Raw genomic sequence first — 18,083 nt, 5'->3', positions numbered from 1 at the left:
GTCTTGAACATCCTCATTCTGGGGGTGTCCTGGAACTTTTGGTCAGGTTTTGCCATTCAAACAACGCGCTGGGACTGATATTTAAGGTGACGGCTTTTTCAAGGCTGGGAATCTCTAAACGCAAGGGCACAGCAATATTCAGCTTGGGTATAATTTCCATCAAACCATATTGGGCAATGTGGGGTTCGGGGTTGGCAGCATCTGTAAATAAGTTTTCCGAGGCCGGTGGGGCGATGAGGCGATCTCCAAGGGCATTGGTCATGATCAACGGCAACTGGGGATCAATGCTGGTCAGGCCTGGAAATCCCACCACCCGTAAATAGGGATGCCCCATTTGGCTATCTTTAGCCCGTTGAAACGCGATGACTTGCCAGGTTTGATTCTGTTGATCCCGGATCGTTTGCCGGGCCTGATAAACGATTTGTCCGGGAGCTTCTTCAATCTGTTGGACACGGGCCTGGGCAGGACTGGTCAACGCACACAGGATGATTCCCAAACACAAACTCAGAACTAGAAATCGTTGGGTAAAATTCCACAGGTTTTGACAGACACTAATTAGCATCAGGAAATCCTCAGTTGACAAGGGTTATTCAGATAAAAGGGTAATGATGGGTTGGCCGGGGTTTGCTTTCATCTCAGTCGGGGTCGCGACTCGGAACTGGCTGGAATTGGCAATATGGGTTTTCACCTCCCGGATCAATTTTGCAACCGTTGCCTCGCCCAGATTCCATAAATTCGCCACATCCCGATAGGTCAAATGATTTCGCCAATAGTCCAAGGCCATCAAGACTTGATTTTCCGGCTCTACTGTGGTTTTAGGTGGGGATGAGCGGGGGCCGATTTTCGGGGGAATCAGCTTTACCAAGGCCCTCAAGGTTGCTGGCGTGATGCCCACTAAGTCCTGAAATTCACTCGGCGCAAGATGTTTGAGGGATTCATAACGGTGGGGTGGCGGCGGGCTAACAGGGACGGTATCTAGGACGGGGGCTGGGGCAATGGTGCTCTGGGCAGATTGAGTAATAGTTCGGTGACGGGGTAATTCATAGGTGAGAAAATCACGGGCCAGTTGGCTATGGGGGAAAATGGCCTGGGCTTCAGCGAGGAGATCCTCAACTCGGAGGGCATTCCCAGGGGCATAGCGGGGGCTAAAGTGGGTTAAAAATAGGAGATTCACTTGGGCTAGGGCCGCAACTTGGGCCGCCATTGTCGAAGTGGAGTGGAGTCGCTGTTCGGCCATGTCCTGATCCTGGTGGGCAAAGGTGGATTCATGGATTAAGACATCGGCCTGGTAGGCTAACTGAACGGCAGCATCGCAATAGATCGTGTCGGTGCAATAGGCAAGGGAGCGGCCCAATTCAGGAGGATCACAAAAATCTTGACCATTAAAGGTGCGCCCATCCTCAAGCCTGACCGTTTTTCCCTGTTTGAGTTGCCCGTAAACCGGCCCAAAGGGAATCCCCAAAGCTTTGGCTTTTTCCACATCAAACCGGCCGGGGCGATCTGTTTCCTGAATCCGATAGCCATAGGCTGTGACCCGATGATGTAGGGGGCCGCAAGTGACAGAATAATCTGCATCTTCATAGACCAGGCCTGGGGCGACCGTATGGACTCGTAAGGTATAGTGCAGATGCATTTGTGACCATTTTTGGCAATTTTCAATATAGCGATCCAACCCCGGCGGCCCATAGAGGTCAATTTCGCTCACCGTTCCTGCCATCCCGCAACTGGCTAACAATCCCATCAGGCCAAAAATATGATCCCCGTGCATGTGGGTAATAAAAATCCGGCGAATCTGGCTGCTGCGTAAATTACTGCGGATGAGTTGGTGTTGTGTCCCTTCCCCACAGTCCAATAACCAAATTTCTCCCCGTTGGGTTAGTCGCAAGGCCACACTCGAAACATTGCGCGAGCGGGTTGGAACCCCCGAACTGGTGCCTAAAAAGGTAATTTCCACACATCAACCTATCAAATCACCCACTTCTTGATCATAGGGATAGGGAAAGGGATTAGCTTAGGTGTTGCCGATAAAACCCATATCGCGTTTCACGGGGCGTTTCAAATGAGTTGTCCATCGAGTTCCCCACTACAGTCCGCAAACTGGGCTACCTGGATAGCGTACCAAATCAGCCAATAGCCGACAGGATTAATAAGTCCTATTGTTTTGGGAACTGCTTCGGTGCACACTGCCAATTGTGGGGTATATCCGATTCCTGAGCCGGAGCAAGAATTAGGGTATCCGCTCGTTGCTGAGAATCAATCATTGGAGCTTGATAGGTGATTCGCAACGGAAACATCCTGCACTGGCAAGACCTAATATTTTTAGATTGCCCTATGTTCCGGTTATTCAGATAGGTCTAAACCTGGAGCATCCTTCTGTTTGCCAAGAGAAGAGCCAAATTGCCACAATTAAGAAAGTTGTTTTACCCAGGAGCTTAAGGAAATTGCCCACACTCGGAGTCAATATTGACCATGTTGCCACCATTCGCCAGGCCAGGGCTACCACAGAACCCGATCCGATTGCAGCGGCCGTGATTGCAGAACTTGCTGGAGCCGATGGGATTACGGTGCATTTGAGAGAGGATCGGCGGCATATCCAAGAGCGAGATGTGCGAATTCTCCGGCAAATTGTCCGAACCCACTTGAATTTAGAAATGGCCGCCACCCCCGAAATGGTCAAAATTGCCTTGGATGTCAAACCAGATTATGTCACCCTCGTCCCAGAACGTCGCCAGGAAATTACAACGGAAGGGGGCTTGGATGTGGCTGGACAATTCGATCCTCTCAAAGAAGTCGTGACAACGCTGCAAAGTGCCAAGATTCCGGTCAGTTTATTTATTGATGCCAATACCGAGCAAATCCAGGCCAGTGTTGATACTGGAGCCTTATTTATTGAATTACACACCGGAGCCTATGCCGAAGCCAAGGATGAATCGAGTCGCGATCAAGAACTGCAACATTTAATCGCCGGAGCGGCCTGGGCTAAAGAGCTAGGGTTGCGCGTCAATGCAGGCCATGGCTTAACTTACGAAAATGTGGTTCCGGTGGCCCAAATTCCGGGCATGGAAGAACTCAATATTGGTCATAGCATTATTAGTCGGGCCGTCTTGCTTGGTTTAGAGCGGGCAGTGCAGGATATGAAGCGTTTAATTCAGGATTAAGTCCCTAAACGAGGTGATGCCAACAGCTAACAGGAACAATCATTACCCTCAATCAATCACACTCTTGAATATCATTGATTTTAATCTAATTCTTTGAAGCACCTAATTCTTCACCGTTTCGATAGTCCCATACCCAAAATTTCTTCATGCCCCCTAATCTGCCCCCTCAATTGAGGTAAATCCATAGAGCAACGTCGCGTCAAATCAGTGTCTCTGTGGTAAATCTTAACGATTAGTAGAGATTTGATGTATGCTGCATAGCAGTTTCGTCCGACAGCTATCTGCTAGAACGGTTGTGTATCGTAGATGTGTTGGCACAGTAGTTAAGTGCATGTGGTTGCGGGGAGTGTGAGATGTCGCCCAAGGTTTTAGTTTCTTATCCGTCTAAGGTGATTCCCCGGCCTGGAGTTTCAAGGCGGTCATCCTATCAGGTCGCAGCCAGTCTTTGGGCTAGTTTTCGGTATGCCTGGGCAGGGGTGCAATATGCCTTCACAACTCAACGAAATTTCCGGATTCACACCCTTGTCGGAGCGATAGCCATTACCTTAGGCAGTACCCTCCAGTTAACCTTGGCAGAATTGGCCATTATTGTTGTGACCACTGCCCTCGTGATGGCGATGGAGTTAATGAATACGGCCTTAGAATCGGTGGTGGATCTGACCATTGATACCCACTACCACGAACTCGCTAAAGTGGCCAAAGATTGCGCCGCAGGGGCAGTGTTCATTTGTGCCATGGTTGCCTTGGTTGTGGCGGCTCTGCTGCTGGTTCCCCCAGTTTTGAAGTTATTTTTGGCGCTGATGCCTTAGTTCTCCCTGATCTCCCGCCATAGCCTTGTGGCTCCCCCTGCCCCCATCCTGAGAGCTAAAGACCCTGATTGGCTAAGATGATGATGGCTCTGTATGGATAGGGGGAATGTGACCCTTGCTTTTGGTCATTGATAACTACGATAGTTTTACCTACAACTTAGTCCAATATCTCGGTGAGCTAGGCCAGGAATTCCCGGTGGCAGCAGACATCCAAGTTTATCGGAATGACAAAATTACCTTGGCAGATATTCAGCACCTGGCTCCCGCTGGTATTCTCATTTCCCCAGGCCCCGGTCGTCCTGAAGATGCGGGGATTTCCCAGGCCTTGATTGAGGAATTTGCCCCCAAGATCCCAATTTTGGGCGTGTGTTTAGGGCATCAAGCCATTGGTCAAGTGTATGGTGGCTCTGTTGTAGCGGCCCCTAGTCTGATGCATGGCAAAGTTTCCGATATTTTTCATCAACACCAGGGGGTCTTTGCGGGCCTGGATGTCCCCTTTACAGCCACCCGTTACCATAGCCTTGTGATTGATTCAGCCGATTGCCCTGAAGTATTGGAGGTCACGGCCTGGACAGAGGATGGGATTATTATGGGAGTCCGACATTGCGCCTATCCCCATTTACAGGGAGTCCAATTTCATCCTGAAAGCATTTTAACGATGGCGGGTAAAGACTTGCTGCGAAACTTCCTCAGGAGCTTGTCTGAACCTGAACTAGATAGGCAGGCTTAAATGTCTTGTTTTACCCGTTGATTTTATTGTGATCGTCCGACTGTGTCCCAGGCCCTGACTCAAATCCTTGATTACCTTGCCGCTGCGGATTGGGGGAGTTTTCATCTCTATACCCGCTGGATTGGTTGGAATTTATTTTTAGCCTATATTCCCCTTGTCCTCAGTGTGGCTTTATTTCGCTGGCACAATCCCCCGAAAATTAATTGGCTCTGGGGCCTGGGTTTCCTGATTTTTCTAGCTTTCTTGCCCAACGCGCCCTATGTTTTAACGGATATTATTCACCTGCTCGCGGGGATTCGGGAAGGCATTTCTGGCTGGTTTTTAGTCCTAGTCTTTATGCCCGTGAATATCCTGGCGATTTTGATTGGTTTCCAGGCCTATGTGATTTCCTTGATCAATCTGGGCTATTGCTTAGGAAAATTAGGGTATCGGCGTTGGTTGCCCTATGTGGAGTTGGGGATCCATGGCCTGGCCGCAATTGGGGTTTATTTGGGACGGTTTATCCGCTTTAACAGTTGGGATTTAATCACCAGCCCAAGAAATATTTTTGTCACCACCCTGAACCTCCTGACACGCCGCGAACCCCTAGTCGTGATCCTGTTTGGTTTCTTTATTTTGACGATTCTCTATTGGCTGATGAAGCAAGTCACCTTAGGATTGATTCTCCGTTGGCGCTATCGCAAAGCAGACGAGTAAGGGGTCAGGCTTGTTCTAACATTACATTATTAAGTCTGGCAAACCAAAATACTCCCAATTTAGGTGTCGAGATTCCGGTTCATAATCCCAGGCCACAAGACGATTCAATGGATAACCCACCTCCAGGCCTGGTAAACTCATCGCGTCTCGGGGGGCATTGGTCGCTAACCGAATCGCCTCATCTGGTGAGCAAATACCCCATTTGACTAAATTCTGTACCCCTCTGAATAAGGGCAAGGTAGTTCCGGCTAGGGTTCCATCTCCCAGGCGGGCTGTTCCGTTGGTGACGGTAATCTCGCGCTGATCCCAAGGGTACACCCCATCCCCTAAGCCCAGAGGAGCCAAGGCATCACTGACTAAAAATGTGCCCCTTTTCTCAGGCCGGTCGGTGTGAATTAACATCTCCAACATTAGGGGATCAACGTGCTGACCATCGGCAATTAACCCGTAACTCACTCTCGGATCTGCAATCGCTGCGCCCAAGGGGCCGGGTTGACGATGATGCAGGCCGGGCATGGCATTAAAGGCATGGGTCAGCATCGTTACACCCTGATCAAAGGCGGTTTGGGCTTGGCTGGCCGTGGCCTGGGAATGTCCTAAGCTGACCGTAATGCCCAAATCCCGGAGATAGGGAATCACTTGACCCGTTTCATCTAGCTCGGGTGCCAAGGTAATTAACTTAACCACAGAACTATAGTCCCCTAAAACCCGCTTAACATTTTCGATGGTGAGGGGTAACAAATGCTGTTGGGGGTGTGCGCCGCGCCTTTCCGGATTCAGAAACGGCCCCTCTAGGTGGATGCCAAGAATTTTGGCCCCGGCATCGGGTTTGTCCAGAAATTGAGCAAAAACCCCCAAAGCCACCCGAATTTGCTGAACTGGGCAGGTCACGATAGTCGGCAGGAAACTATCAACCCCAGCTTCAGCTAAAAACCGACCGGCCTGCTCAAGCCGGAATCGCCCAACCTCATCTCCTCTGACCTCGGGAAATGGCAGCCCCAAAACCCCATTGATTTGTAAGTCCAGGCCAGGCAGGGAGAGGTAATCCCCCGAAAACTTAACCCGATAATCTGCTGGCCAATCCACCGTCTCGGCCTGGGGAGCAATGGCCGCCACACAACCTTGGGAATCCGATAATAATTGCTGTGGCCCCCTAAATCCAACTAAGTTCACCTGTTCAATCCAGAAAGTCGGCCATGACTGCTGAGCAGTGGCTGGAGTCGGTGGGGATAGTTCCGGTGTTGGTGTTGTCAGTGTTGGTGTTGTCTGGGGAAGAGATTGCTTGAACCCTTTGCGCTTGGCAGCCATGCGTTTTTTAAACTTAATTAGCAGGGGCAACTTCCGATGTGACAGCCCGGGCTGGTGTCGATTTTGCTTTCTTGGCCTGGGCAGAAATCGGTCGTAGTTCAATATGATTTAACAACGTTGTCACAAAGGCAAATAGCAAAAAGGGCAGACTCAAAACCAAGATCAATCCACCCACCAAAAATGCTGTAATTGGGTTACTATAGAGTGCTACTGAAGCCGCCATCCCCACAAAAATTACAATTAGCCAGACAATCACTTGGCCGTAAATGTCCCCAAAGGTGAGGGTGCAGGCAAAGCGGTATTTTTGTAAATTCTCTAGCATGGTTGGGCCTCAAGGGTTTGTCATTTGATGGGCAATAGCAGTGTCATTGGGAAAGGGCAGACAAGGGCATGGATTGGTAACTATTGTGAGTAAAGTCTAGATAAATTGATTTGGAGATGATAGCGTTTGTAATAAAAATACAAATACAAACATCTTCATGGACGGCAGATCAAGCTTCTCGGGATAATGACATTACGGAATGTTGCAATATTTTCAGGAATTTCCCTAACTTTAGGGCAGTCCCTCAGATTTCTCAATGATAAAATTCATAAAACCCCACATTTCGGCCCCATTTACCCTTGCCATGACCCCTACTCAAACCATTTCTGCCCCCGTCGCCATTGTCATGGGGAGTGACTCTGATTTACCGACAATGGCCAAAGCGGTGACAGTCTGTGAGGAGTTTGGGGTCGCCTATCATCTGGAAATTATCTCGGCCCATCGGACTCCTGAACGGATGGTGGAGTTTGCCAGCCAGGCCCATCAAAGCAACTTGAAAGTGATTATTGCTGGAGCTGGAGGAGCCGCCCATTTACCAGGGATGATTGCCGCCTTAACCCCCTTACCCGTCATTGGTGTCCCCGTCCCCAGTCGTCATCTTCAGGGCCTAGATTCTCTTTACTCTATTGTGCAAATGCCTGCCGGAATCCCTGTTGCCACCGTGGCCATAGGTAATGCCCAGAATGCTGCGCTGCTAGCCATTCAAATCTTAGCCAGCCATAATCGGGAACTCTTAACCCAAGTCATTATCTATCGCCAATCTTTAGCCCAGCAAGTCCAGACCAAGCAGGCCCGTTTGGATGAATTGGGGTACGAAGCCTATCTTGAGGGAATGCCCCAGTAAGGGGTGGGGATGCTTGGTTGGCCAGGGTAACGGACTAGGAAAACAACAATTCTAAGGGGACTTCTTTGCTGTCTTTAGCCGGATCACCCACTTCATGCACCCGCTTGGCTAGATCTCGGGCCCGTTGATAACTGGTAATGTCTCCCTGTTCAAAGAAATGTTTTGCGGCTGTCCGTAGGTCTGTCACTGCCCCTTTGCGATCACCAATGGCCGCCCGCGCGACCCCCCGATTGTGATAGGCCTTGGCATAGGTATCATTAACTTGGATGGCTTCTGTATAGTCGAGAACCGCCGCTTCTGCATCCCCTAAGCGTTGATGGGTTAAGCCGCGATTGTAGTAGGCCTTGGCGTGGGAGGGATCTGACTGAATCGCTTGGGTATAGTTTTCAATTTGCCGTAGGCAGTCCACCACTTCCTCAATTTGCTTTTGCTCAGTGCCTAAAATCCGGGTGTAGTCATGAAGGTCTCGGGTTCCCCGGCCCAAATCACTGACTTGTCCTTGGACACCTTGGACTTGATCACTGACTTGAGCCAGGCCAGCCATTAAATTACCCAGTTGATTTGCATGGTTAGTCTGGGTTTGGATCAGGGTGGACTGGGTCATGTGGTGTTGGGCTATTTCGGCCTGGAGTTTTTGGGCTAGTTTTTTGCGCTCCGCCAAATTCATCACCAGGGAAGCCGAAAGGGGTAATGTCGCAATGGAGGTGAGCAAGAGGTTTTGGAAGGCCGCCCCAGCGATGGAGGTAGCAACAGCAATTAAGGCCGAACCCATTTCTAGATAATTGAAGCCACCATCAACGGCTGCCGGGGCCTGGGTTAGGCAATCAATATCCCGAGCGGGGCTGTTTTCCGGCAAGGACGAGAGGGGGTTATTGATGATTTCTGGTGCTGTCTCCTGGGCTTGACTCTCCATAATTTTCCCCTTTGCAAAGTATTGGTGATTGGTCAAATGTGCATCATCTTAAAGGCGCAGGTTCTAGGTTGAAATTAGGCATCGGTAGTTTTGGCGAGGTACGCCCCGGCCTGGACTTGGGCATTTTGGAGTTGGCTGATCATGGTACGGGTGATTAGTTTCCCGGCTTCCACCAAGATTCGTCCATCCAAGGGGTGCAAAATATCCTGCTCAGCCCGCCGGCCAATCAAGGCCTCAATATCAGCCACGGCATTGACATACATCCCAGAGGGTAACTCGACCACCACCCCTGGACCAACAACTCGGGCCTGGCAGGCCAAGCGGGAATTAGGCTTGCAGGTGGTAATGACCTCTAAGGTTCGCTGCTCTCGCCGAGTTAACGGGGAAAGGCTGTCCATCCCGTCTTTGATGAAAACGTGACAGGTTGCACACATCCCCCGCCCCCCACATTCCTTGAGCACATGCAACTCACTGTCTAAAAGAGCCGAGAGAATATTGTCATTGGTGTTAATGCTTGTTTCTCGGGCAATCGGTTCGAGTTTGACAACTTTGGCCACAGAAAGCATCCTCCAGGATAAATTAGGTTGGGTGGGGTGTGCCAGCTTTATTAGTTTAGAAATAATCTGTCAACACTCTCCCCAATGACATGATTCCTAGTTGCTGGTGGGTGGAGCAGAACAGAGCCGTTCCATAATTGTTTTGTGATCATGGCCTTCCTGTTGCCAGGCCTGGGCTGGATTAACCCGGTCTGCAATGCCTAAGACAAAGTGATTACAGTCAGCCCCCATAGATTCACAGGTAGTTTGGACACAGTGGAGTTCCCGGCCGGTGAGTTGACTAAAAAACGCGGATAATATCCCGACTTCGGCAAAACATTGGGGTTGGCTGGTATTGACCGGAGCCGCCGCCGCAAACGCAGACAGCCAGGTTTTAAGGACTAAGAAACCCTGTTGGTAGTAGCTAATATCCAAGTCAATGGTGCCCCAACCGTGAGTTTTCCAACATTCCTTCAAGCATTGGAGAAATTCCACCATTTCCATTTCCGCTAAAGGACGGCTGTAGTATTCGCTCACTTCTTGGACAAAACGGGAATAGAAGTTTTTCCCCCACCAACGCCCACAGTTCTCGAGGACAATCCCCGCCGCTTGCCCTGTTTCGTGATCCAGGCCGGTGTAAATGGCTTGCAATAGGGTATCAGGTAGGGCTACCAGTCGCGCCCCCCGCCGATTTTCGATTAGGCCGGTTTCAAAATCACCATGCACATAGGCATCAACGGCGTAGTAGTTTCCTGGGGAACGGTTGTCCTTCAGCAGTTCAGCAACGGAAATCATTTTAATATCTCCAATATCTCTAAGAGGTCTTCGGATTTGGCAGCAGGGGCATTATGCAACAGTGACGAGGGGCACAGTTCCCACTAGGGTGGCCTGGGCTTGATCTAAGAAGGGCAGAATCAAATCTACTTCTTTGTCTGTGAGCATCTCCCGTAACCGGGCCTGGAGTAATTGGTGAAGTGTTGTCACTAGGCCTTGGGACTGCCGAGAAGCAACAATATCCGTTAACCATTCCAGGAGTCGCCGCTGTAAAAACTCAGGATTGTTAAGCAGCATTGCCATCGCCCCATAGCGAAACAGAGCAATCCCTTGGCGGAGAATTTGCTCGAGGGTCGCATCAGCCTCCTGGGAAAAGGCCTGTTGCAGGCGATCCGCGACAGGTTGCCAAATCTCGAGTTCTTTCTCCCGCAATAACTCATAAAATGTCAAGCGTTGTTTCAGGGAATCGGTGTGGTGCTTAAAAACCTTCAACTCCACATCGCTGAGGTAGTGATCTTCGGCTTTGTAGAACAGTAAGGCCAAGTCGGGTTGCATAGGGGTTTTGTCTCCTTGAATGTCGAATGTCGCAATATCTGGGCAAATGTAGATTTCAGACCGTGAATCTGAGGGGTTAGAACAAGCTGGACAGATCCGTGAGGGTCATGGTTGGGTCCGGTTCCGGTTCCGGAGGGAGTGTCAGCGGGGGGACAGCCCCAATCACGGGTTTTAAATCCCAGGCCACAGCTTGACAAAATTGGGCTACCGACAGTTGCAGGGGCGATTGCATTCCTGGTAAGAGTTGCGCTTGCTCCGGTTTACCCAGCCAGTTGACCCGCTCAAAAAATTCCATCACGCTCAGTTGTAGCCAAGTGCTGGGGACAGGCTGCCGAACGGGGGGTGGGATAACCTCAGCCAGAGACTTGGAAATGCTGAGGGGTTGTCCTGTCCAATTGGCTGCTTGGATAAATTCCGTCACTGAACAGTTCAACCAGAGCCGCTCTCCCCTCCTTTCTGAAACAGCCGGGATACCCCAAGCTACTTGCCGAACTTGACGCTGGCCCTCCCAGTTACACCCTTGCCAAAAGTCCTGTACCGAGAGGCCCAGCCAAGCCTGACTGTCCACCGGGGTCGGAATTGCCACGGATAACCCCAGCCAATTGACCTGCTCCAAGAACTGATCAACGGACTGCTGCTGCCAATTAACGACGTTGGCCATTGAACAAGTCCCCACTACGTAAGCGTTTTTCAATGTCTTGGGCGGTGGCTCCCTCGTTCTGCCAGAAGGAAGCGGCATCAATCCGGTCTTTTTTCCCTAAGAGGAACTTACAGAAGGTTTCCCCCATGGCATAGCATTGAATCTCGATACAATCTAGGGGCTTCTGCACCAGGCCAGAAAAAAAGCCAGCAAACAAGCCAGCGTAGAGATGACAGACGGGCCGCCCCACATCGCCTAATGTCCGAGCCACGACTGAATCAAAAATATTGATAAACATGAAGCCATGCTTTTGCTCACTCAGATCCACCTCCCAGTTTCCCCAGCCTTGGGCCGTACAAGGCCACCACCAGGCCTCGAGAACATAGGGGAGTTGCATTTGCTTGATGCTTTCATATTGATATTCTTTCACAAACCAATTTTGAAAAAACTCAGCATCCTTGCGGCCCCATTCTTCGCCGATTTTATACATCACCACGGAAGCCGCTGGCCCCACTTCATGCTCCAGACCAGACATCAGCCCGATAATAAAATCTTCCGTGACTAGGATATTGCGGCTCTCGTTCCAATCGGCATAGACCCCATTGGCAGAATCGAAATTGAAGAATTCCCGGAGCGCAAAGTGATGATGCCGTTGAGGATACTTCTGGCGTAAAACGTTCTCAGCCGTTTGCCAATGCTTGGTTTCAGAGTTGTTGTGAATCAGCGTGGCAGTCACAGGGCTTCCTCCTAAACAAATAAAAATTTATAATCATAAAAATTAAAAAAGCAATTGCTAGTCAGAGTGCTGAATTGAAGTCGAGTTACTGACTCATTCAGGGTATTTTAAGGGCGGCAAAACGTTAAAGCTAGTGAAGGTAGAGCCATTAATTCGATGCTAATGAACTTCTCCTCACTTCTAGCTAATTCTCCTCCCCTTAAACCCCTGGGAAATTAGTCAAGAACTTTATCTCAATGATCCTAAAGCATCACTGAATAATGACTGAAGACCGAGGTAAAATCAGCAAAGATCAACAGGGTTTATATCAAGTTCATGACACTTAGCCCGAGATTCCAGGAGAGAATCACCCATGAAAATTTGGTGATAAACTAGCCTGGGCAATGAGCTTTAGGTTCCCAGTTCCTCAGCAATCTTAATTATTACTTAACTATTTTCTGGACTAACGCAATTGCACATTAAACTTTACTTAACCTCTGCTCAAGTGGATGTTCTTTAATCATAAAAAGCTGAATTGTCCCCCAGCGTCCGTAGTTGCACGGAAAAAGAATTTCATATATCCAAAAATAATTAAGCTTTGTTACACAGTCCAGGCCTGGAGAGCCTCCACTAAACCGATAATCTGGGCGGGACGATGACTGGCCATGAGGCTGAGGCGTAAGCGACTGCGGGGAACTGTTGGCGGACGAATCGCAGGCACCCAATACCCGGCCTGGTGGAGGATTTGACTCATGGCCTGGACTGCGGGAATCGTCTCACCTTGGAGGCATAAAATCGCGGACTCAGAGGGTAGGAGCTTGAGGGGAAAGGACGGAGGGAGTTCTGCCAGTAATTGGGCCAGTAAGTTGCGGTTTTGCCAGAGTTTGTGGTGATGTTCCGGCTCGGCCTGGATCAGGTGGAGGGCGGCCAAGGCGGCAGCGGTATCGGCGGGGGATAGGCCAGTGGTGTAAATCCAACTCCGGGCCCGATTGCGTAAATAATCAACCAATCGCTGAGAACCCACAATATAGCCCCCTAAACTTCCCAAGGCTTTGCTGAGAGTGCCCACCTGAATCAATGGCTGTTCTTGACAGGCAAAATGTTCAACTGAACCCCGCCCCGTTGGCCCCAAAACACCTGTGGCATGGGCCTCATCAATCAATACCATGGCCCCAAAGCCCGCCGCCAGGCCCAGTAATTTTGGTAAATCACACAGATCACCGTCCATACTGAAAACGCTATCCGAAAGAATTAAGCAGCGGCGGTAATGGGGACGATGTTGGGATAATAATTCCTGGGCTTGTTCTAAGTTCCCGTGGGCAAATTCATAAACTTTAGCTCCACTGAGCTTGGCTCCACTTTTGAGGCTGGCGTGATTATAGGCATCGGCAATCACTAAGTCCTGGCTGCTCACCAACGCCGCCACAACCCCCAGATTAGCCAAATACCCGGAACTAAAAACAAGGGCGGCTTCAGTTTGTTTGAACTGGGCCAGGGCAATTTCTAAATCCTGATGGAGTTGTCTATGTCCACTCAAGAGGCGTGACCCTGTACTCCCTACGCCCCAGGCCTGGGTTGCATTGACGGCCGCCTCAATCAGCTTTGGATGTCCAGCTAACCCAAGGTAATCATTACTGCCAAAATTAACCAGAGATTGACCGTTGAATTGAATCACGGGGCCTGGGGGGCTTTGACTAATTTGGGGTGTTCGATACCAGCCAACCCGCTCTAATCGGTTTAATTCTGGTGCAATCCAATCATAGGCCTGGCTCATTTAGTCAAGTTTGCCCTGATCCTTGAGATAACTTAACAGCCAATTTGCCGCCGTGGCCCGCCGAGTTAAGCGAGGTTTTAGCTCACTAATGGTATAGCCTTCAAATCCCAGTTGTTCCTTCAAAAGTTGCTTATTTTCTACAGGAATGGAGCGCGTCAGTTTCACCGTAGCTGGGCGACTTTCAATGAAATTTGGTGGTTCGGGATAATTCTCTTGCCATTCTGGAGAAACATGACTTAAATCCCAGGCCTGGTTATTTTCATCCCACTGATACCCCAAAGTCTGCCAAACTAATTCGTTGACCTGCTCATCGGTGACTTCATCCCGCAAAATGCTCCAAATTATTTCAAGTGTGATAGGTTGTAACTGCATCATTCATTTCAGATCAAGTGATTTAAAGTTGAAAAATTAGTTTGTATCTTTCCATTAAGATTTAGCAAAAATAACTAATTAGTGTTGAGACCACTAATGTCATAGCTAAAGTTAAGACTACTTTTAAGCAATCTTATCAAACTAAAACATTGTTTCCGGACTTCTTTCCTGATCTTTTTATATTGATTTCCTAAACTTTATTGGTATAGTCTATGGCGATCATCTTCACCGACCCCACTTCTGCTCCTACCGCCGGCCCTGACACGATTGTTGGCAACAATGCGAATGACACAATTAATGGCTTAGACGGCAACGACCAACTCTTCGGCGAATCCTTTACAGGCAGTATTAATGGCATCGCAGGGAGTGATGTCTTATATGGCGACTCCTTGACCGGATCTGTCAGTGGCACAGCCTTTTCTGATACCTTATTTGGCGAACTTTACACCGGTAGCATTGTCGGGGGAATTGTCACAGGTGGTAATGACACCCTCTACGGAGACTATTATGCCAGTGCCATTCTCGGTGGGACAGTGACAGGAGGCAGTGACAACTTATTTGGCGAATTTTATGGCAATAGTATTACGGGTGGAACCGTCACCGGGGGCAATAATGTTCTCTATGGGGAATTCTATGCCAGTAGCATCACAGGGGGCCTTGTCACTGGCGGAAATGATAACCTCTATGGGTCTTTTTATAACAATAATCTGACGGGTGGTCGGGTTACTGGGGGCAATGATAAGCTGTACGGCGAATATTACAGTGGCAGCATCATTGGTGGTTCAGTCGTTGGCGGCCAGGATCAACTCTATGGCGATTATTATGCCTTTGGCACCAGTATTAATGGCGGCACTGTCACGGGTGGTAATGATAGCCTCTTCGGTGAATACTACAACACCACAATCACGGGTGGCACCGTTGTTGGCCAAGAAGACTTTCTCGTTGGAGACTACTATAACGGCACTATTGCTGGTGGATTAGTTCAGGGTGGGAATGATCTACTCTACGGGGAATTTTACAACAAAGAAATTACTGGAGGCAGCATTGTCGGATTTACGGATCGCATGGTCGGCGAACGCTACGGGAGCATCACCGGTGGCCTGGTCAAGGGTGGTTCTGACAATCTTTATGGGGAGTACTACAACGGTGACATTAGCAACGGCACAGTTATTGCGGGAGATGACTACCTCTACGGAGAGCTTTACGGCAATATCATCGGCGGCACAATCATTGGTGGCAATGACAATCTCTATGGGGAATATTACAAGGGGAATCTGACGGGTGGCAGCATCCAAAGTGGCTTTAACAACGTTTACGGCGAAATTTACGGTGACATCAACTCAATTGGCAACGGCACTAGTGTCCTCGGTGGGAATGACAAACTCTATGGTACATACTACGGCGGGACAATTAGCGGCGGGATAATTAGCACTAAAGGCAGCCCAGTTTATGGAGAGGCTTATGGTGGCTCGATTACTGGCGGTGTTGTCACAGGCGGGAATGATGTCCTTTATGGGATGTATTACAACCTCATTGCCGCTGGCCTAGTTGCCTCCAGAGATGATGCTCTTTTTGGAGAATACTATGGCAATCAGAATCCTGGCCCAACCGCAATCACGGGCGGGACGGTTAAAGGGGGCAACGATACTCTCTACGGCAAATACTATGGCACGATCAGCGGAGGGGCAGTCACGACGAGTGGCAATAACCTTTATGGAGAATATTACGATAGTCTAAACGCGATTACGGGCGGCACAGTAATTGGGGGCAATGACACTATCTATGGCCAATATTACCGAGTCATCACCGGTGGTGTCGTCAGTGCGGGTAATGACAAACTCTATGGTGAATTCTACGCCGGAACGATCACGGGTGGGGTTGTGACTGGTGGCAATGATAAACTCTATGGCGAGTACTATGGCACGATTAGCGGCGGCACGATCACAGCCGGTAATGATTCTTTGTTTGGGGGCCTGGGCAACGATATTCTCGCTGGGGAATATTTTGGTGGCCCCATTATCTCAAGTGCAAAAATAATTTTAGGTAATGATTTCTTGGATGGTGGTGACGGCATTGATACCGTTGACTACTCGACAGCCCCAGCCTCTGTCAACGCCAATTTGGTTACAGGTATAGCTACCGGTGGATCGGGCAATGATCAATTAGTTAGTATTGAAAACCTCTGGGGGTCACGCTTTGCCGATACGTTAACTGGAGATAGTGGCAATAATAGCTTGCTAGGGAATGACGGCAATGATGTGCTCGATGGTGGCCTGGGGGCTGATTACATGGTGGGTGGGAACGGCGACGACACTTACTATGTGGACAATATTGGCGATGTGGTTGTTGAAGCAGCCAACCAAGGGCTAGATTCGGTCTCCTCCTCCATTACCTATAGCTTGACAAGTAATGTTGAGAACCTGACCTTAACGGGAACTGACAACATCAATGGCACAGGTAATGCTTTAGAGAATTCGATTAAGGGGAATAGTGGCAATAACTCTTTGAATGGTGGCGCAGGGGCTGACCGATTAGTCGGTGGCTTGGGAAATGACATCTATGTTGTGGATAACGTGGGTGATGTGGTGGTCGAAGCGGGCAACCAAGGGATTGATTCAGTTTTCTCTTCCATTACCTATAGCCTGACCAGCAACGTTGAGAACCTGACTTTAACCGGCACAGCGGCGATTAATGGAACGGGGAATGCTCTCGCCAATACGATTACGGGGAATTCTGGTAACAATACCCTGAGTGGCCTGGATGGTAACGATTACCTTGATGGTGGAAAAGGGGCTGATCGCTTAGTCGGTGGCCTGGGGAATGACACTTACGTTGTCGATAATGTCGGGGATGTAGTTGTCGAGGCAGCGGGTGAAGGGATAGACAAAGTCTTCTCGTTCATTACCTATAGTCTGACGGCTAATGTTGAAAACTTGACCTTAACTGGGACAGGCAATATCAACGGGACGGGCAATGACCTCGCAAATACGATTACGGGAAATAGCGGGAATAACTCCCTCAATGGTGGAACGGGTGCAGACCGATTGATGGGTGGCCTGGGAAATGACATTTATGTGGTTGATAATGTCGGGGATGTGATTGTCGAAGCGGTGGGTGAAGGGATAGACAAAGTCTTCTCCTCCATTACCTATAGCCTGACTAGCAATGTTGAGACCTTGACCTTAACGGGAACTGATAATCTCAACGGCGCAGGCAATGCCTTAGACAATACAATTACTGGGAATAGTGGTAATAACTCTTTGAATGGTGGTGCAGGGGCTGACCGCTTAGGGGGTGGCCTGGGAGATGATATTTATGTTGTGGATAACGTGAGTGATGTGGTTGTCGAAGCAGCTAGCCAAGGGATTGACTCCGTTTTCGCATCCATTACCTACAGTTTAACGGCTAATGTTGAAAAGTTGATTTTAACCGGAACAACGGGGATAAGTGGGATAGGGAATACTCTATCAAATACCATTACGGGCAACTCTGGAAATAACACGCTTGATGGGGTAGCGGGGACTGACTGGCTTATCGGTGGGAATGGGAATGATGTTCTCCTAGGTGGGGCTGGCACCGATAATTTAACTGGGGGAGATGGGAATGATTTCTTCCGGTTTAATGCTCCAAATGAGGGTGTGGATACAATTACAGACTTTAATAAAGTTTCTGGAAACACAGATCAGATTCAAGTCTTAGCGAGTAGTTTTGGCGGTGGATTAAGCACTGGAATTCTCGCCGCCAACCGATTCACTTTAGGAACTTCAGCTACAACAGTTGATCAGCGTTTTATCTACAATCAGGTGACTGGTGCTTTATTCTTTGATTCGGATGGTTTAGGCGGTGTGTCTCAAATACAAATTGCGATATTTGGTAACTTAGCCAGTGTCTCTAATGCAGATATAAAAGTTATCTAAAATAAGGGCCAAGATTTTCT

Annotated in this window: 18 protein-coding genes and 1 pseudogene; 6 read left to right on the top strand and 13 right to left on the bottom strand. The window is 49.3% G+C overall.

What is annotated here, in order from left to right; genetic code table 11:
- Positions 1–13: 13 nt before the first annotated feature.
- The 3 genes and pseudogenes from RIF25_RS10850 to RIF25_RS10845 form a co-directional block, all read right to left on the bottom strand.
- Positions 14–562 (bottom strand): DUF3122 domain-containing protein, encoded by a 549-nt coding sequence (locus RIF25_RS10850; protein ID WP_322878556.1) that lies wholly within the window; start codon positions 560–562, stop codon positions 14–16.
- Between the two features lie 24 nt (positions 563–586).
- Entirely contained in the window at positions 587–895 is a 309-nt protein-coding gene (locus RIF25_RS17285; RefSeq protein ID WP_407682395.1) for a helix-turn-helix domain-containing protein, read from the bottom strand.
- Positions 896–1,018: 123 nt separating this feature from the next.
- Positions 1,019–1,954: pseudogene (locus RIF25_RS10845) on the bottom strand (ribonuclease Z); the annotation flags it as partial.
- Positions 1,955–2,441: 487 nt separating this feature from the next.
- Here RIF25_RS10845 and RIF25_RS10840 point away from each other — a divergent pair.
- From RIF25_RS10840 to RIF25_RS10825, 4 genes are all read left to right on the top strand, one after another.
- Positions 2,442–3,158, top strand: coding sequence for a pyridoxine 5'-phosphate synthase (locus RIF25_RS10840; protein WP_322878554.1), 717 nt, complete (start codon positions 2,442–2,444; stop codon positions 3,156–3,158).
- 353 nt (positions 3,159–3,511) lie between these two features.
- Positions 3,512–3,967, top strand: a complete 456-nt coding sequence (locus RIF25_RS10835) for a diacylglycerol kinase family protein (protein ID WP_322878553.1) — start codon at positions 3,512–3,514, stop codon at positions 3,965–3,967.
- Positions 3,968–4,082: 115 nt separating this feature from the next.
- Positions 4,083–4,697, top strand: coding sequence for an anthranilate synthase component II (locus RIF25_RS10830; protein WP_322878552.1), 615 nt, complete (start codon positions 4,083–4,085; stop codon positions 4,695–4,697).
- 42 nt (positions 4,698–4,739) lie between these two features.
- Entirely contained in the window at positions 4,740–5,393 is a 654-nt protein-coding gene (locus RIF25_RS10825; protein WP_322878551.1) for a DUF1361 domain-containing protein, read from the top strand.
- Between the two features lie 21 nt (positions 5,394–5,414).
- Here the strand turns inward: RIF25_RS10825 and nagA are convergent, their stop codons facing one another.
- Positions 5,415–6,701 carry an N-acetylglucosamine-6-phosphate deacetylase gene (gene nagA / locus RIF25_RS10820; protein ID WP_322878550.1) on the bottom strand — a complete coding sequence of 429 codons (1,287 nt, stop codon included), beginning with the start codon at positions 6,699–6,701 and terminating at the stop codon, positions 5,415–5,417.
- A 13-nt stretch (positions 6,702–6,714) separates the two neighbouring features.
- On the bottom strand, positions 6,715–7,023 hold the full coding sequence (locus tag RIF25_RS10815) for a hypothetical protein (RefSeq protein ID WP_322878549.1): 309 nt from the start codon (positions 7,021–7,023) through the stop codon (positions 6,715–6,717).
- A 304-nt stretch (positions 7,024–7,327) separates the two neighbouring features.
- On the opposite strand from RIF25_RS10815, the gene purE reads away from it, so the two are divergent.
- Positions 7,328–7,867, top strand: a complete 540-nt coding sequence (gene purE / locus RIF25_RS10810; RefSeq protein ID WP_322878548.1) for a 5-(carboxyamino)imidazole ribonucleotide mutase — start codon at positions 7,328–7,330, stop codon at positions 7,865–7,867.
- A gap of 34 nt (positions 7,868–7,901) precedes the next feature.
- Here purE and RIF25_RS10805 read toward each other — a convergent pair whose 3' ends face one another.
- The 8 genes from RIF25_RS10805 to RIF25_RS10770 all read right to left on the bottom strand — a co-directional run bounded on the left by RIF25_RS10805 (position 7,902) and on the right by RIF25_RS10770 (position 14,149).
- Positions 7,902–8,780, bottom strand: coding sequence for a tetratricopeptide repeat protein (locus RIF25_RS10805; protein WP_322878547.1), 879 nt, complete (start codon positions 8,778–8,780; stop codon positions 7,902–7,904).
- A 74-nt stretch (positions 8,781–8,854) separates the two neighbouring features.
- Positions 8,855–9,337, bottom strand: a complete 483-nt coding sequence (locus RIF25_RS10800; RefSeq protein WP_322878546.1) for a 2Fe-2S iron-sulfur cluster-binding protein — start codon at positions 9,335–9,337, stop codon at positions 8,855–8,857.
- A 96-nt stretch (positions 9,338–9,433) separates the two neighbouring features.
- On the bottom strand, positions 9,434–10,111 hold the full coding sequence (locus RIF25_RS10795) for a V4R domain-containing protein (protein WP_322878545.1): 678 nt from the start codon (positions 10,109–10,111) through the stop codon (positions 9,434–9,436).
- 51 nt (positions 10,112–10,162) lie between these two features.
- Positions 10,163–10,645 (bottom strand): globin family protein, encoded by a 483-nt coding sequence (locus tag RIF25_RS10790; RefSeq protein WP_322878544.1) that lies wholly within the window; start codon positions 10,643–10,645, stop codon positions 10,163–10,165.
- Between the two features lie 76 nt (positions 10,646–10,721).
- Positions 10,722–11,306, bottom strand: coding sequence for a hypothetical protein (locus tag RIF25_RS10785; protein ID WP_322878543.1), 585 nt, complete (start codon positions 11,304–11,306; stop codon positions 10,722–10,724).
- Complete coding sequence (locus RIF25_RS10780; RefSeq protein ID WP_322878542.1) at positions 11,290–12,021, bottom strand: V4R domain-containing protein; 732 nt, start codon at positions 12,019–12,021, stop codon at positions 11,290–11,292. The genes RIF25_RS10785 and RIF25_RS10780 overlap by 17 nt, the downstream gene beginning before the upstream one ends.
- 580 nt (positions 12,022–12,601) lie before the next feature.
- On the bottom strand, positions 12,602–13,774 hold the full coding sequence (gene bioF, locus RIF25_RS10775; RefSeq protein ID WP_322878541.1) for an 8-amino-7-oxononanoate synthase: 1,173 nt from the start codon (positions 13,772–13,774) through the stop codon (positions 12,602–12,604).
- Complete coding sequence (locus tag RIF25_RS10770; protein ID WP_407682392.1) at positions 13,775–14,149, bottom strand: DUF1823 family protein; 375 nt, start codon at positions 14,147–14,149, stop codon at positions 13,775–13,777. It abuts the gene before it with no gap.
- Between the two features lie 209 nt (positions 14,150–14,358).
- On the opposite strand from RIF25_RS10770, the gene RIF25_RS10765 reads away from it, so the two are divergent.
- Entirely contained in the window at positions 14,359–18,063 is a 3,705-nt protein-coding gene (locus RIF25_RS10765; protein ID WP_322878539.1) for a beta strand repeat-containing protein, read from the top strand.
- Positions 18,064–18,083 lie beyond the last annotated feature (20 nt).

This window comes from Pseudocalidococcus azoricus BACA0444 (assembly GCF_031729055.1).
Classification (GTDB): domain Bacteria; phylum Cyanobacteriota; class Cyanobacteriia; order Thermosynechococcales; family Thermosynechococcaceae; genus Pseudocalidococcus; species Pseudocalidococcus azoricus.
This window is presented reverse-complemented; position numbering and strand designations above follow the sequence as displayed.

Bases quoted from the DNA above. Each gene is read 5' to 3' on its own strand.
- purE (WP_322878548.1), top strand. From the start codon at position 7,328: ATGACCCCTACTCAAACCATTTCTGCCCCCGTCGCCATTGTCATGGGG.
- RIF25_RS10770 (WP_407682392.1), bottom strand. From the start codon at position 14,149: ATGATGCAGTTACAACCTATCACACTTGAAATAATTTGGAGCATTTTG.
- RIF25_RS10795 (WP_322878545.1), bottom strand. From the start codon at position 10,111: ATGATTTCCGTTGCTGAACTGCTGAAGGACAACCGTTCCCCAGGAAAC.
- RIF25_RS10850 (WP_322878556.1), bottom strand. From the start codon at position 562: ATGCTAATTAGTGTCTGTCAAAACCTGTGGAATTTTACCCAACGATTT.
- RIF25_RS10835 (WP_322878553.1), top strand. From the start codon at position 3,512: ATGTCGCCCAAGGTTTTAGTTTCTTATCCGTCTAAGGTGATTCCCCGG.
- RIF25_RS10815 (WP_322878549.1), bottom strand. From the start codon at position 7,023: ATGCTAGAGAATTTACAAAAATACCGCTTTGCCTGCACCCTCACCTTT.
- RIF25_RS10805 (WP_322878547.1), bottom strand. From the start codon at position 8,780: ATGGAGAGTCAAGCCCAGGAGACAGCACCAGAAATCATCAATAACCCC.
- bioF (WP_322878541.1), bottom strand. From the start codon at position 13,774: ATGAGCCAGGCCTATGATTGGATTGCACCAGAATTAAACCGATTAGAG.
- RIF25_RS10790 (WP_322878544.1), bottom strand. From the start codon at position 10,645: ATGCAACCCGACTTGGCCTTACTGTTCTACAAAGCCGAAGATCACTAC.
- nagA (WP_322878550.1), bottom strand. From the start codon at position 6,701: ATGGCTGCCAAGCGCAAAGGGTTCAAGCAATCTCTTCCCCAGACAACA.
- RIF25_RS10765 (WP_322878539.1), top strand. From the start codon at position 14,359: ATGGCGATCATCTTCACCGACCCCACTTCTGCTCCTACCGCCGGCCCT.
- RIF25_RS10785 (WP_322878543.1), bottom strand. From the start codon at position 11,306: ATGGCCAACGTCGTTAATTGGCAGCAGCAGTCCGTTGATCAGTTCTTG.